This is a genomic window from Pseudomonas sp. NPDC008258 (assembly GCF_042956345.1).
GTDB lineage: Bacteria > Pseudomonadota > Gammaproteobacteria > Pseudomonadales > Pseudomonadaceae > Aquipseudomonas.
Map to the genome: position 1 here is coordinate 1 of NZ_JBIBGE010000031.1, position 13,316 is coordinate 13,316.

The window sequence follows — 13,316 nt, forward strand, 5'->3', positions numbered from 1 at the left end:
TCCCACGGTCTGTACTGCGCGAACAGTCAGAAGCGAGTTATGACCCTCCTCCTCCCTTCAAGTCCTACCATACAAGCGGGTTTACCCGCGAAGAAGAAACCGCGGTGTATGGCACGGGCTTCGCCCGTGTTCGCGGGCAAGCCCGCTCCCACAGGGATCGCGCCAGCTTTTAGAAATTGAGCAAGACAGTTGCTCCCACACGGTATCGTGCGGCCCTGGAGTAAGGCTTCAACGGGCGCCGATTCCTTCGGCATGCATGATCTGCGCGATGATCGGCACCGGAGTCATCAGGTGCGAGCGCATCATGCTGCTGGCGCGCTCGGCGTCCCGGGCGAGAATGACATCCACCAGCGCCGCGTGCTCCTGGCGCTTGAGCTCCAGGGCCTGTTCGGAGAACACCGTTTGCGTCAGCCACAGGTGCCGGTAGCGCTCGGCCTGGTCGAACAGGTAAGTGCGCGCCTGCAGCAGGTGCCTTGAGCCGCAGCCCGAGGCAATGGCGGTGTGAAACGCCTTGTGCCGCTCGTCCCACACGTCCAGGCGCTGTTCGCGGGTTTTCACTTCCACCACCTTGGCCAAGGTATGCGAGTGGGCGAGCACCGATGCCTCCCAGGCGTCGTCGCCGCGCTCGATGGCCAGGGCGATGATCATCGCTTCGAGGTTGGCGCGGGCATCGTAGATGTCGTTCATCTCTTCAAGCGACATGGGCGCCACCCGGTAGCCTTTCTGGCTGATCGCGTTGACCAGGTGTTCGGCCACCAGTTGCGACAGCGCTTCGCGCAGCGGGCCTACGCCCAGGTCGTAGCGTTCCTTCAAGGCGCTCATCAGCAGTTTCTCTCCGGGCTTGAACACGCCACGGATGATGTCCTTCTTGAGCCTCTCATACCCGCTGAATGCTGAGTTTTGTCGGGGGGCGAGCGCTTCCAAGATCCTGTTCCTCAAAACGTTTTGGCGATCATACCGAAACCGCCTGTCGACGAAAAACAATGGACAAAAATGTACATTGGCGATGAAACATAAAAATGTAGACATTTTGCATTTGTAGCGATATTTTTAGCTCGCCCGCACTGGTCCAGGTCACCACTGGACGGCGCCAATCCCTTTTTTGCCAGGACACTGCCATGAACGCCTTTACGCAGATCGCCGACCTTGTAATGCCACTGCCGCTCGAACCGCATGGTTTCACCATTGCCCCTTCGAAGCAGTCGCCACGGCTGCTGGAGCTGACCTTCGCCCAGGAAGTCGTCGAAGCGTTTGTCCAGGCCGTTGCCCAATGGCCCGTTCAGGCGCTGGAGTACAAGTCGTTCCTGCGTTTCCGTGTCGGCGAAATCCTCGACGAGCTGTGCCAGGGCACCCTGCGCCCGGTGCTGCTCAACACCATTCTTGACCGCGCCACCGGTGGCATGCTGATTACCCCGCTGGGCCTGGACGATGTGAGCCAGGCCGAGGACATGGTCAAGTTCACCACCGCCTGCGCGCACCTGATCGGCCGCTCCAACTACGACGCCATGAGTGGCCAGTTCTACGCGCGGTTCGTGGTGGTCAACACCGACACTTCCGACAGCTACCTGCGCCAGCCGCACCGGGTCATGGAGCTGCACAACGACGGCACCTTCGTGAACCAGATCACCGATTACGTGCTGATGCTCAAGATCGATGAAAAGAACATGGAAGGCGGTAATTCCCTGCTGCTGCACCTGGATGACTGGGAGCAGTGTGAGGAATTCTTCCGCCACCCGATGGCTCGCCGCGAAATGCGCTGGACTGCACCGCCGAGCAAGAAGGTGGCTGAAGATGTGTTCCATGCGGTGTTCGACACCGATGGCGAAGGGCGCCCGACCATGCGCTACATTGATCAGTTCGTGCAGCCGGAGAACTACGAGGAGGGCATCTGGCTGAACGCCTTGTCCGATTCGCTGGAAGGCAGCGAGAAGAAGGTGTCGGTACCGGTGGGGGTGGGCAGCTTCCTGCTGATCAACAACCTGTTCTGGCTGCATGGCCGCGACCGCTTCACCCCGCACGAGGGCCTGCGCCGTGAGCTGATGCGCCAGCGTGGTTACGTCGCGTTCCCTAAACCGCTGTACCAGCGCGGGCAATAATGACAGGGCGCAGGGCGGGTGCCGCCCATGCGTCGTTGCAAAAAACGATGCCGCCAGGGCCCGTACGGGCTTTGGTGAGCCAGCCAGGCAATGCCTGCGTGTGAGGTAAGGCTGTGTACGATTTCATCATTATTGGCGGTGGCATTGTGGGCATGTCCACGGCCATGCACCTGATCAAGGTTTACCCGGACGCGAAGATTCTCTTGCTGGAGAAAGAGTCCGGGCCGGCCCGCCACCAGACTGGCCACAACAGCGGCGTGATACACGCTGGCGTGTATTACACCCCCGGCAGCCTCAAGGCGCGCTTCTGCCTGGAAGGCAACAAGGCCACCAAGGCCTTCTGCACCGAGCACGGTATCCGCTTCGATGAGTGTGGCAAGCTGCTGGTGGCCACCAACGACCTGGAAATGCAACGCATGAAGGCGCTGTGGGAGCGTACCGAGGCCAACGGCCTTGAGCGCTACTGGCTGTCGGCAGACGAGTTACGCGAGCGCGAGCCAAACATCGTCGGTATGGGCGGTATCTTCGTGCCGTCCAGTGGCATCGTCAATTACGCCCAGGTAACCGCTGCCATGGGCGCAGAATTCCAGCGCGCTGGCGGTGAAATCCGCTATGGCGCCGAGGTGGTCGGCTTGCAGGAGCAGGCCAGCGAAGTGATCGTGCGTACCCAGAACGACGAATTGCGCAGCCGTTTCCTGGTGACCTGCTCGGGCCTGATGGCTGACCGGGTGGTGAGCATGCTGGGGTTGCGTACCGAGTTCGTCATCTGTCCGTTCCGTGGCGAGTACTACTTGCTGCCCAAGCAGCACAATCAGATCGTCAACCACCTGATCTACCCGATTCCCGACCCTTCGATGCCGTTTTTGGGTGTGCACCTGACCCGCATGATCGACGGCACCGTCACGGTTGGCCCCAACGCCGTATTGGCGATGAAGCGCGAGGGCTACCGCAAGACCGACGTCAGCCCAAGCGACCTGTTCCAGACCCTCACCACCCCAGGCATCCTGAAGGTGCTGGCGAAGAACTTCCGCCCGGGCCTGATCGAGATGAAGAACTCGCTGTTCAAGGGCGGCTATCTCAAGCAGGTGCAGAAGTATTGCCCGAGCATCACCAAGGCCGACCTTACGCCATACCCGGCCGGGGTGCGCGCCCAGGCAGTCTCGCGCGACGGCAAGCTGATCGACGACTTCCTGTTCGTCAATACCGCGCGCAGCGTCAATGTGTGCAACGCACCATCGCCGGCGGCCACTTCGGCGATCCCGATCGGCGCCTACATCGTCGAGAAGGTGTGTGAGCAGGTCAGTCTTCAAGGGGGCAACTTCCTCAAGGCAAACATCGCAGCCAGGCAGGGCGCCTGATCAGCCTGGGTTGAAGACAGACGAGCAAGTCGCATCCGGCTGTGAGAGGATGTCCACCATCACAGCCAGGACCCCGAACACAGCCTGATGAAGACACCCAAAAGAATAGAGCCCCTGATCGAGGACGGCCTGGTCGACGAAGTACTGCGGCCGTTGATGAGTGGCAAGGAGGCCGCCGTGTACGTGGTGCGCTGCGGCAGCCAGGTGCGCTGCGCCAAGGTCTATAAAGAAGCCAACAAGCGCAGTTTCCGCCAGGCCTCCGAGTACCAGGAAGGCCGTAAGGTACGCAACAGCCGCCAGGCCCGGGCCATGGCCAAGGGCAGCAAGTACGGCCGCAAAGAAGCCGAAGACGCCTGGCAGAACGCCGAAGTGGCGGCGTTGTTCCGCCTGGCCAGTGCTGGCGTGAGGGTGCCCAAGCCCTACGACTTCCAGGACGGCGTGCTGCTGATGGAGCTGGTGACCGATGCTGATGGTGACGCCGCCCCACGCCTGAACGACGTGCACCTTGATGCCGAGGAAGCCCGCACATTCCACGCGTTCGTCATTCGTCAGATCGTGCTGATGCTGTGTGCCGGGCTGGTGCATGGCGACTTGTCCGAATTCAACGTATTGCTGGGCCCTGACGGGCCGGTAATCATCGACTTGCCACAGGCAGTGGATGCCGCAGCCAACAACCATGCCTTCAACATGCTGCAACGTGATGTGGACAACATGGCCCACTATTTCGGGCGTTTTGCCCCGGAACTGAAAAGCACGCGCTATGCACAGGAAATGTGGGCGCTGTTCGAGGCCGGTGACTTGCTTCCAGACAGCCCGTTGACCGGGGTGTTCGAGGATGATGAGCATGAAGCCGACGTGACCGGCGTCATGCGTGAGATCGATGCTGCCCGGCTGGATGACGCCCGCCGCCGCGCTGCGCGCGCCGAAGCCGAGCATGGGCCGGCCAAGGCAGAAGAGCCGACGCCGCCCTGGTTGCAGTGATCTGTTGCCTGTCCCGGCCTCTTCGCGGGCTTGCCCGCTCCCACAGGTATCGCGCCAGTCTTGAGAGCTACGCGATCTCTGTGGGAGCGGGCAAGCCCGCGAAGGGGCCAGCACAGGGGAACCCCGGCCTTTGCCATTGACGCAAGACATAATCTCGTCATTTGGCCTTTTCACTGGCGCCCGACAGGCATAAGGTATACGCCGTTCAAAATGCCCTGGAGCTGTCATGTCCAACCAATTCCCGTCCGTTCGTCCCCGCCGCCTGCGCCAGAACGAGTCCCTGCGCACGATCTTCCAGGAAACCGCATTCCGCCTGGAAGACCTGATCCTGCCGATCTTCGTCGAAGAGGGCATCGATGACTTCGTGCCGATCACCAGCATGCCGGGGGTCAACCGCATTCCCGAGAAACTGCTGGCCCAGGAAATCGAGCGCTATGCCCGTGCCGGTATCAAGTCGGTGATGACCTTTGGTGTTTCGCACAACCTGGACGCCACCGGCAGCGACACCTGGAACGAAAACGGCCTGGTCGCGCGCATGTCGCGCATCTGCAAGGACACCGTGCCGGAAATGGTGGTGATGTCCGACACCTGCTTCTGCGAATACACCAGCCATGGCCACTGCGGCGTGCTGCATGACCACGGCGTGGACAACGACGCCACCTTGGCCAACCTGGGCAAGCAGGCGGTCATCGCCGCCGCTGCCGGTGCCGACTTCATCGCCCCGTCGGCGGCAATGGACGGGCAGGTGCAGGCTATCCGTAGCGCGCTGGATGGCGCTGGCTTCCACGACACGGCGATCATGGCCTATTCGACCAAGTTCGCCTCGTCGCTGTATGGCCCGTTCCGTGAAGCGGGCGGTACCACGCTGAAGGGCGACCGCAAGAGCTACCAGATGAACCCGATGAACCGCCGCGAAGCAGTGCGCGAGTCGTTGCTGGACGAGCAGGAAGGGGCAGACGTGCTGATGGTCAAGCCAGCCGGTACTTACCTGGACGTGATCGCCGACATCCGCGCCGCCTCGCGCCTGCCGCTGGCGGCGTATCAGGTAAGCGGCGAGTACGCGATGATCAAGTTCGGCGGCCTGGCCGGTGCCATCGACGAAGGCCGGGTGGTGCGTGAAAGCATTGGTGCGATCAAGCGTGCCGGTGCCGACCTGATCCTGACCTACTTTGCCATGGACCTGGCCCGCGAAGGTATCTGAAGCCAGGCCTTCGGTTCACAAAGCCGCTGTAGTTGCAGCGGCTTTTCTTTGTGCGCTGTTGGTGAAGCGGCGCAAACGCACAAAAAATCAGTAAGCGCTGAATTATTTAGTGTCCCGTTGTATCTGAACCCTTAGAGCATTCATCGACAGGGATACGGGCATGAAACCTCGCAAGAAAAGCGTCCAGCCAATCGGCCTGAAGGACATCACCATCGTCGACGACGCCAAGATGAAGAAGGCGATCACCGCCGCGGCACTGGGCAATGCCATGGAGTGGTTCGATTTCGGCGTTTATGGCTTTGTCGCCTACGCACTGGGCAAGGTGTTCTTCCCCAACGCCGACCCCAGCGTGCAGATGATCGCGGCGCTGGCCACCTTCTCGGTGCCGTTCTTGATCCGGCCACTGGGCGGGCTGTTTTTCGGCGCCTTGGGTGACCGCTTCGGCCGGCAGAAAATCCTCGCTGCAACCATCGTCATCATGTCGCTCAGCACCTTCGCCATCGGCCTGATACCGTCCTATGCCAGCATCGGCATCTGGGCGCCGATCCTGTTGCTGCTGGCCAAGATGGCCCAAGGCTTCTCGGTGGGTGGCGAGTACACCGGCGCGTCGATCTTCGTTGCCGAGTACGCGCCCGACCGCAAGCGCGGGTTTCTTGGTAGCTGGCTGGACTTCGGCTCCATCGCCGGTTTTGTGCTGGGCGCAGGGGTGGTCGTGCTGATCTCCTCCGTCCTCGGCGAAGAGAAGTTCCTGGAATGGGGCTGGCGCCTGCCGTTCTTCCTGGCCCTGCCGCTGGGCATTATCGGCCTGTACCTGCGCCATGCCCTGGAAGAAACACCCGCGTTCCAGCAGCACGTCGACAAGCTGGAGCAGGGCGACCGCGAAGGCCTGGCCTCCGGGCCCAAGGTGTCGTTCAAGGAGGTGGCCACCCAGCATTGGCGCAGCCTGGTGACGTGCATTGGCGTGGTGATCGCCACCAACGTGACCTACTACATGCTGCTCACCTACATGCCCAGCTACCTGTCGCACAACCTGCATTACAGCGAAGACCATGGCGTGCTGATCATCATCGCGATCATGGTCGGCATGCTGTTCGTACAGCCCATGATCGGGCTGCTCAGCGACAAGTTCGGCCGCCGGCCTTTCATCATTGTCGGCAGCGTCGGCCTGTTCGCCCTGGCCATTCCGGCGTTCATGCTGATCAACAGCGGTGAGCTGGTGGTGATTTTCGCCGGGTTGCTCATCATTGCCGTGATGCTGAACTTTTTCATCGGTGTCATGGCGTCGACACTGCCCGCGATGTTCCCCACGCACATCCGCTATAGCGCCTTGGCCAGTGCCTTCAACATATCGGTGCTGATCGCCGGCCTTACCCCGACCCTCACGGCCTGGCTGGTGGAGAGTACCGGCAACCTGTACATGCCGGCCTACTACCTGATGGTAATCGCTGCCGTAGGCCTGGTGACCGGCCTGACCATGAAGGAAACCGCCAACAAGCCGCTGCGCGGGGCAGCACCGGCGGCATCGGACATCGAGGAAGCGCGTGAGCTGCTGCAAGAGCACCACGACAACATCGAGCAGAAGATTGAAGACATCGACGCGCAGATTGCCGAACTGGAAGCCAAGCGCAAGGTGCTGGCACAGCAGCACCCACGCATCGAGTAAAAGGCGGGACTAGCGTGGCAGCTCGCGGGCCAGGGTGCCTTTGATGGTGCGCTCTACCACATCGACCAGCACCATGGTCTGGTGATCGACCTCGATATTGAGAAGCTCGCCGGCTTTGTAGCTGGCGAAGGTGGTCTGGCGCAGGGTTTCCGGGATCAGGTTGATGGTAATGACGTTGTCGTCGACATCGGCGACGGTAAGGCTGCAGCCATTGACCCCGATGAAGCCGCGCGGGTATACATACTTGCCCCATTCCGGCGGCATGCGGAACGTGATGAACGCGCCGGTTTCCTTGATCGACAGTTCGACGATTTCGGCGGTGGTGGCGATGTGGCCTGCCATCAGGTGGCCGCCGACTTCGGCGTTCATTTTTGCCGAACGCTCGATGTTGACGCCCTGGCCGGCCTTGAAGTTGCGCAGGTTGGTGCGTTCAAGGGTGGCGGTCATGGCGTCGAACCTGACCTGGGTGCCGGCGATTTCGGTGACCGAAAGGCAAGTGCCCTCGACACTGACACTGGCACCGACCTTCAGCTCGTCGAGCAGCTCCGGGGTGAGGTCGATGGTGAACTGGTTGTGGCCAGGGTAGGTGGTCACATCAAGCAGAGGGCGAACGGCCTGGACGATGCCGGTGTACATGGAGTTGCTCCTGGGCACAAAAAGAAATCACCCGAAAGCTATGCTTCTGAAGGCTCAAAAGCAAGGTGGCAGTGCCGGCCTCTTCGCGGGCACGCCCGCTCCCACAGGGATTTCACTGCCATGAGGTTCGATGCTGTACCTGTGGGAGCGGGCTTGCCCGCGAAGAGGCCAGAACAGGCAGCCAGGATCTAGAACTTCAACTGCCACTGCCCAACCACCGCATGATTGCGGCTATTGCTGCCCAGTTCCCCGCTGTAGCCCAGGCCAATGCTCTGCCGCGCACTCAGCCCCAGGTCCAGACCGGCTTCGACCAGCAAACTGTCGCGATCAATCGCACTGCCCTCGACACTGAACGCATCGCCCCCGGCGATGAATGCCTGCCGCGTGCGGGTATCGAGGTTGCCATAGGTGTGCCGCCAGCCCAGCGTCGCACGTGGCGTCAGGCTCATGCCGTTGTCCAGCTGCCCCAGGTGCGCCAGGCGCACACCCAAGGTGCTGCTGAGGTTGTCCTGGGTATCGGCATCCACTGCCAGTGCCGCGTCACCGCCTTGTTCGCGGTAGCTGTCGCGGTGGTAACGCTGATAGCCCAGGTTGGCGAATGGCTCGGCGCTCAAGCGGCCGCTGCCCATGGCATAGCCCAGTTCGACAAAGGCTTGCTGGCTGTCGGCATCATAGTCACCCTTGAGGCGCTCGTTGAAACCGGCAAAGGCCACATCACGCTTGCTGTCGCCATCATGGCGGCTGTACGCCGCCCCCAGGCGCAGGGCCAGCGGGCCGCGCTGGTGCTGGGCATACACCCCGGCGTGCCAGCTGCGCACAGTGCCATCCAGGCCGCTGCTGTCCAGGCGTGTATGGGAGTAACCACCGAGCACACCCAGGCGCCAGTCACCGCCCAACGCCCAGTCGACGCCCAGCACACCACCCCCGGTGCGCTGCTCCAGTGCGCTGGCGCCATGGCTGCCATCCACCTTGCCGTAGCTGCCCAGCGCCTGTGCCCAGACACGCCCCTGGGCTTTCGGGTCGTTGAGGTTACGCGCCTCGCGTGGCACGCCAGTGGCGGCCAGCACCGGGCCGTCGTTATCGTTCAGGCCCGCCATCAGGCTGCCAGTAGCGGTCATCGCCTGCATGGCACCCAGCATCGTATTGCCAACCTGTGATGTGCCAGCCAGGGTGGCCGCCGCCAGGTTGGCAGTGTTGCTGGCGGACAGCTGGGCAATGGCATCGCCGGCCCCGGCAGTGGTTGTGCCAAGCACGGCGTTGTACAGGGTGCTGTTCTGCCCGAGGCTGGCCAGGCTGCGTGCAGCACCGGCGGCGTTGTCAGACTGTGCATAATGCTCGAAGGCTACATCGTTGCGGTCGTAGGCCAGGCCTACCGAAGTGCTGGTGTAGCTCAACGTGGGGGTGAGGAAGGCATAGTCACTGGTCACCTGGGCGAACGTGCCATTGACTGCATTGGCCGTCAGAACGGTGTAGCGGCTTTGCCACGGGTACTCGCCAGGGGTGGGCTGCACACGCAGGGTGGCGCCGTTCAGGTTGGCCGTGCCGCTGACAGTGATCGGTGCGCTGCTGCCATCGGCATTTACGCCGTACACCAGGCTTGAGCCCTGACCGAAACTCAGGTCATCAGTAACCGTCGCCACACCTAGGCCCGTGTTGGTCAGCAGGGTGCCGTCCACGTGCAACCCGCCGACCGAGCCACCGCCGGCATAGGTGGCGCCTTGCTCGACCCGCATCTGGCCGAGAATGCTGCCCTGGTTGATCAGCGTGGCGCCCGACGTGACCACGCCACCCAGGCTGAAGTCGTTGACGCTGCTCAGGGTCCAGCTGCCACCGGTGACGTTGAGGGTTTCGAAATTGGCGCTGTTGCCAAAACTGCCGGTGCCGTTCAAGGTCACACTGTCGGTGCCTTCGCCGCCATCGACCAGGCCGTCGAACACACCGCCGGTCAGTACCGTCAGGCTGTCGTTGCCTGCCCCCATGCTCAGTGCCAGGCCGTTGCCGCCCCTGATGGTGCCGCTGTTGGTCAGGCTGTCGTCATACTGGCCGATCAGCTTGATACCAAAGCCACCTTCGCCTTCGATGCGCCCGGCGTTGTTGATGGTAGTGGTGGCTACCCCGGCACCTTCGGCACCGTCATCCACCAGGATGCCGTTGTCGACGCTGCGAATAACCCCCGTGGCCGTGTTGACGATGCTGCCACCGCCCATGGCAATGCCTTCGCTGCCGTTCGGCCGGCCGCCGCTGTCGACACCCTTGGCGCCCAGGCCCTGGATGGTTCCGGCGTTGTAGACATGGCCGATGTTGTCGATATCGACGCCATCACCATCGCCGTTGATCTTGCCATCGGCGATGGCACCGGTGATGGTGCCCCAGTTGTACACCGTGCCACTGCCGTCCGAACCAAAGCCCGAACCATTGCGCCCGGTAACGCTGGCGCCTGCGTAGTTATAGAGCGTTGCATCGGTCTTCAGGTCGACGCCGTGGCGGTCGGCACTGATGGTGCCGTGGTTGTACACGGTGACGCCGGTGGAGGTGCCGATCTTGATGCCGTCGTACTTCTGGTCCAGGCCATTCTTGTCTTGCGCAGCGGTATCGGTGTAGATAAGCCCGTAGTTGGTAACGGTGGCGTTGGAGCCGGTCTTGACCGCGTCGTTGCCCACGGCATGGATCACCCCTGTGGCTTCGTTCACCAGGGTGGTGGTGAACGCCGGGTTGTTCAGGGTTTCGAGGTCGATGGCCTGGCCTTCGACGGTGGATTCCATAGTGCCGGCGTTGACGATGCTCAGGCTGCCACCGGCGGTGGGGTTGGTCTGGAAGCGCAGGCCGTCGTTGGTGCCCTGGATCAACGCCCCGGCGTGGTTGTTGATCACGTAGTGGCTGAGGTCTTCGCCTTCATCCTTGGTGTCGATGCCGCGGCCGTCGGTGGACCGGATGATACCGGCGTTGTCGACGCTCACGTTGGCACCGCTGGTGTGTTTGGGCAGGATTACGCCGTCGTCGTCACTGGCTACGATGCTGCCGGTCGAGGTCACCTTCAAGGTGTCGGACTTCTTCAGCTCCAGTGTATCGGTGGTGGAGCTGTTGATCAGGTAATCCTTGGCAAAGGCGGCAGGCGCGAAGGCGGCACAGGCCAGGGCGATGCACAGGGCCAGGCGGTTGGGCGTGAAAGGCATTGGGCGACCACGGGTTATTGTTCAGGGGCGCTCAATATGGCCATTCGATATTACGATTTGATTGATCGTGCAGGTGTTTTCATCGCTGATTACACATGTGCGCTGCTGTTGACGATACGCAGGCAAAGCGCCTCATACGGGTCCAGGTTGATCATCAGGCGCCCATCCTCGGTCAAGTCGCCCTCGACCGTTTCGTTGATCATGTCCACCACCGGCCCTGGCGTAAACCCGGTCAGTTGCAGTTCCTCGGCAATCACCTCCTGGCCAAAGTTCAGCGCGCTGATCTGGATACCGCGCCCGGCCGGCAGCTCGTGCACCATCACCAGCAACCCGGGGCTACAGACTTCAGGCACCAGCACCTGGCGGCTGGTGGCAATGCCATAGGCCTGTCGCACGGCCAGCAGCTTTTTCACCTTGCAGGCAAACGAGTCGCTGTTTTCCAGCTGGCTGTCCAGGCTGCCATACAGGGCGCGGGCACGGGGCATGCCACGCACCGAATCTTGTGCCTGCGGGTCGAGCCCGGCCAGGTCGTAACCGCCCCGGTGAATCCAGCGGGTATCGCCATCGAGCATGCGCTCGGCGACTGCTTCGGCGGGCAAGGGCAGGGCGCCGACCAGGTCCCAGCCAGACAGGGCAACCACACCTGGCTGCATGGCGTTGTACATGACCAGCAGCAGGTGCACTTTCTGGATGTGCTCGATTTCTGCCGGGCCGATTTGCTCAAGGTCGCGGATGCCCAGCGCTGCGGCAATCAGGCTGGCCGTGGTGCAAGCGATGCCATTGGTGACGAAGCGCAGGTTGTAAGGCGCGTGCTCGCCCGATAGCCGTTCGTAGATCTCTTCACGGATATGCTCGCGCAGGATGCTCCCGGGCAAGGTCTGGCCTTTGTACAAGTACATGTCGTGGGCATGCAGGGTCCAGAAATGCACCAGCTCCACGGTCAGCTCGTCGTGGTTCTGCAGGGCGTGGATCAGCGAAGCGGGGTCGATGCCGAAGGCGTGCATCTCTTTCAGCATCAGGCGCAGGAATTCGGTGTCACCGGTCAGCAGCGCATGCTGATAGGCCGGCCGGGTGATGAAGTCGTAGGACAGGTCGGCCCCGCCCTTGGACATTTGCGCGATATCGTCCAAGGTCAGGTTCAGCTCCTGGAAGCTGAAGCCGCCAGCCTTGCGGATCATACCGCCGATCAACTGGTTGCCGACAATCGACAACGGGTGGCTTTCCGACCAGGCGGTGCCGGTGGCCCGGGCCTCCACGCCGAGAAAACCATTGGCATCCAGGCGCAGGCCGCGGGCACCCAGGCAGTCCAGGGCGTGCAGGGCATCGCCAATGATCATCTGCTGGGCGGCGAAGGTCGGGTCTAGCCAGTTCAGCGAGGGCTGGCCTTCCTTGAAGTAATGCAGGTAGGCCCAGCGGCGGGTTTTGCCGTCGACGCCGGTCACGGGGGGCGTGACGCTCCAGTCGGTTTCCTTCACGCCGGGTTCGAAGAAGATCACCCGTTGCAGCTGGCCAACGATGTAATGGCGGGCCTTGAGCTCGTCGCACTGGGCCGGCAGCAGGTTCACCGCGTCACGGCCGGCAGGCACTTGCGGCAGCAGCGGCCAGTCTTCCTCGCGGATTTCGACCATGTGGTACAGCCCCGGGTAGGGCCCGTGGGCCATTTCGGCCAGGCGGAAGTCGGCGCCCTTGCCGGTGTGCGAGGGGATCAGGTCGTCGATGGTCACAGCATTGTGGGCCGCGGCCATGCGGCTCATCTGCACCAGTTCCTGTTCGCTGCCGTAGAGCGGGTCGATATCGAAGCTGATGCGGTCGAAGTTGCCGTCCACGCTGGGGGTGAGCTCGCGCCCGCGAATGCCGCCGGAGAGCTTGATCGGGCCGGTGTGCAGGCCCTGGATGCCGATCTCCGACAGGCGTTTCCACAGTGCTTCGTGGGCGAGGGCGCCGAGCACCGAGCAGCCTTGCGGGGCGATGATGGCGTCGGGGTATACCGTCAGCCATACCGAGGCGATTTTGGTGGCGCGTCGGGGTTGGGCTTCGGCGTAGGGCTGTTGCCACAGGCGTGACTGGCCTGAATACAAACTGGCGCGCTCCTGGGAAGCTTTGAGCATGGCGCGGTCTTCGAGCCATTTGACGTATGACGGGTCGGGCTGGGTCATTTCGCGTCCTCTTTGCGTGTCGGCACCGGCTCAGGTTATGACGGCATTGAGT

9 protein-coding genes are annotated in these 13,316 nt (G+C 62.3%); 5 read left to right on the forward strand and 4 right to left on the reverse strand.

Annotated elements, in window-relative coordinates; genetic code table 11:
* Window positions 1-228 precede the first annotated feature (228 nt).
* Window positions 229-924 (reverse strand): DNA-binding transcriptional regulator CsiR, encoded by a 696-nt coding sequence (csiR, locus tag ACFY9W_RS22260; protein ID WP_391134772.1) that lies wholly within the window; start codon window positions 922-924, stop codon window positions 229-231.
* 194 nt (window positions 925-1,118) lie between these two features.
* Between csiR and glaH the strand changes: the two genes are divergently transcribed.
* The 5 genes from glaH (at window position 1,119) to proP (ending at window position 7,299) form a co-directional block, all read left to right on the forward strand.
* On the forward strand, window positions 1,119-2,096 hold the full coding sequence (glaH, locus tag ACFY9W_RS22265) for a glutarate dioxygenase GlaH (RefSeq protein ID WP_391134775.1): 978 nt from the start codon (window positions 1,119-1,121) through the stop codon (window positions 2,094-2,096).
* A 113-nt stretch (window positions 2,097-2,209) separates the two neighbouring features.
* On the forward strand, window positions 2,210-3,454 hold the full coding sequence (gene lhgO / locus ACFY9W_RS22270) for an L-2-hydroxyglutarate oxidase (RefSeq protein WP_391134778.1): 1,245 nt from the start codon (window positions 2,210-2,212) through the stop codon (window positions 3,452-3,454).
* Between the two features lie 87 nt (window positions 3,455-3,541).
* A complete protein-coding gene (locus ACFY9W_RS22275) occupies window positions 3,542-4,435 on the forward strand; it encodes a PA4780 family RIO1-like protein kinase (protein WP_391134781.1) in 894 nt (297 codons plus the stop codon).
* A 226-nt stretch (window positions 4,436-4,661) separates the two neighbouring features.
* A complete protein-coding gene (gene hemB / locus ACFY9W_RS22280; protein ID WP_391134784.1) occupies window positions 4,662-5,636 on the forward strand; it encodes a porphobilinogen synthase in 975 nt (324 codons plus the stop codon).
* A gap of 160 nt (window positions 5,637-5,796) precedes the next feature.
* Window positions 5,797-7,299, forward strand: coding sequence for a glycine betaine/L-proline transporter ProP (proP, locus tag ACFY9W_RS22285; RefSeq protein WP_391134788.1), 1,503 nt, complete (start codon window positions 5,797-5,799; stop codon window positions 7,297-7,299).
* A gap of 9 nt (window positions 7,300-7,308) precedes the next feature.
* On the opposite strand, the gene ACFY9W_RS22290 is transcribed toward proP, so the two are convergent.
* From ACFY9W_RS22290 to treS, 3 genes are all read right to left on the reverse strand, one after another.
* Window positions 7,309-7,935 carry a riboflavin synthase subunit alpha gene (locus tag ACFY9W_RS22290; protein WP_391134791.1) on the reverse strand — a complete coding sequence of 209 codons (627 nt, stop codon included), beginning with the start codon at window positions 7,933-7,935 and terminating at the stop codon, window positions 7,309-7,311.
* Between the two features lie 188 nt (window positions 7,936-8,123).
* Entirely contained in the window at window positions 8,124-11,108 is a 2,985-nt protein-coding gene (locus ACFY9W_RS22295; protein ID WP_391134794.1) for an autotransporter domain-containing protein, read from the reverse strand.
* An 89-nt stretch (window positions 11,109-11,197) separates the two neighbouring features.
* The gene (gene treS, locus ACFY9W_RS22300) at window positions 11,198-13,264 is read right to left on the reverse strand and encodes a maltose alpha-D-glucosyltransferase (protein ID WP_391134797.1); all 2,067 of its coding nucleotides are present in this window, start codon (window positions 13,262-13,264) and stop codon (window positions 11,198-11,200) included.
* Window positions 13,265-13,316 lie beyond the last annotated feature (52 nt).

Bases quoted from the DNA above. Each gene is read 5' to 3' on its own strand.
- proP (WP_391134788.1), top strand. From the start codon at position 5,797: ATGAAACCTCGCAAGAAAAGCGTCCAGCCAATCGGCCTGAAGGACATC.
- hemB (WP_391134784.1), top strand. From the start codon at position 4,662: ATGTCCAACCAATTCCCGTCCGTTCGTCCCCGCCGCCTGCGCCAGAAC.
- ACFY9W_RS22295 (WP_391134794.1), bottom strand. From the start codon at position 11,108: ATGCCTTTCACGCCCAACCGCCTGGCCCTGTGCATCGCCCTGGCCTGT.
- ACFY9W_RS22275 (WP_391134781.1), top strand. From the start codon at position 3,542: ATGAAGACACCCAAAAGAATAGAGCCCCTGATCGAGGACGGCCTGGTC.
- treS (WP_391134797.1), bottom strand. From the start codon at position 13,264: ATGACCCAGCCCGACCCGTCATACGTCAAATGGCTCGAAGACCGCGCC.
- glaH (WP_391134775.1), top strand. From the start codon at position 1,119: ATGAACGCCTTTACGCAGATCGCCGACCTTGTAATGCCACTGCCGCTC.
- ACFY9W_RS22290 (WP_391134791.1), bottom strand. From the start codon at position 7,935: ATGTACACCGGCATCGTCCAGGCCGTTCGCCCTCTGCTTGATGTGACC.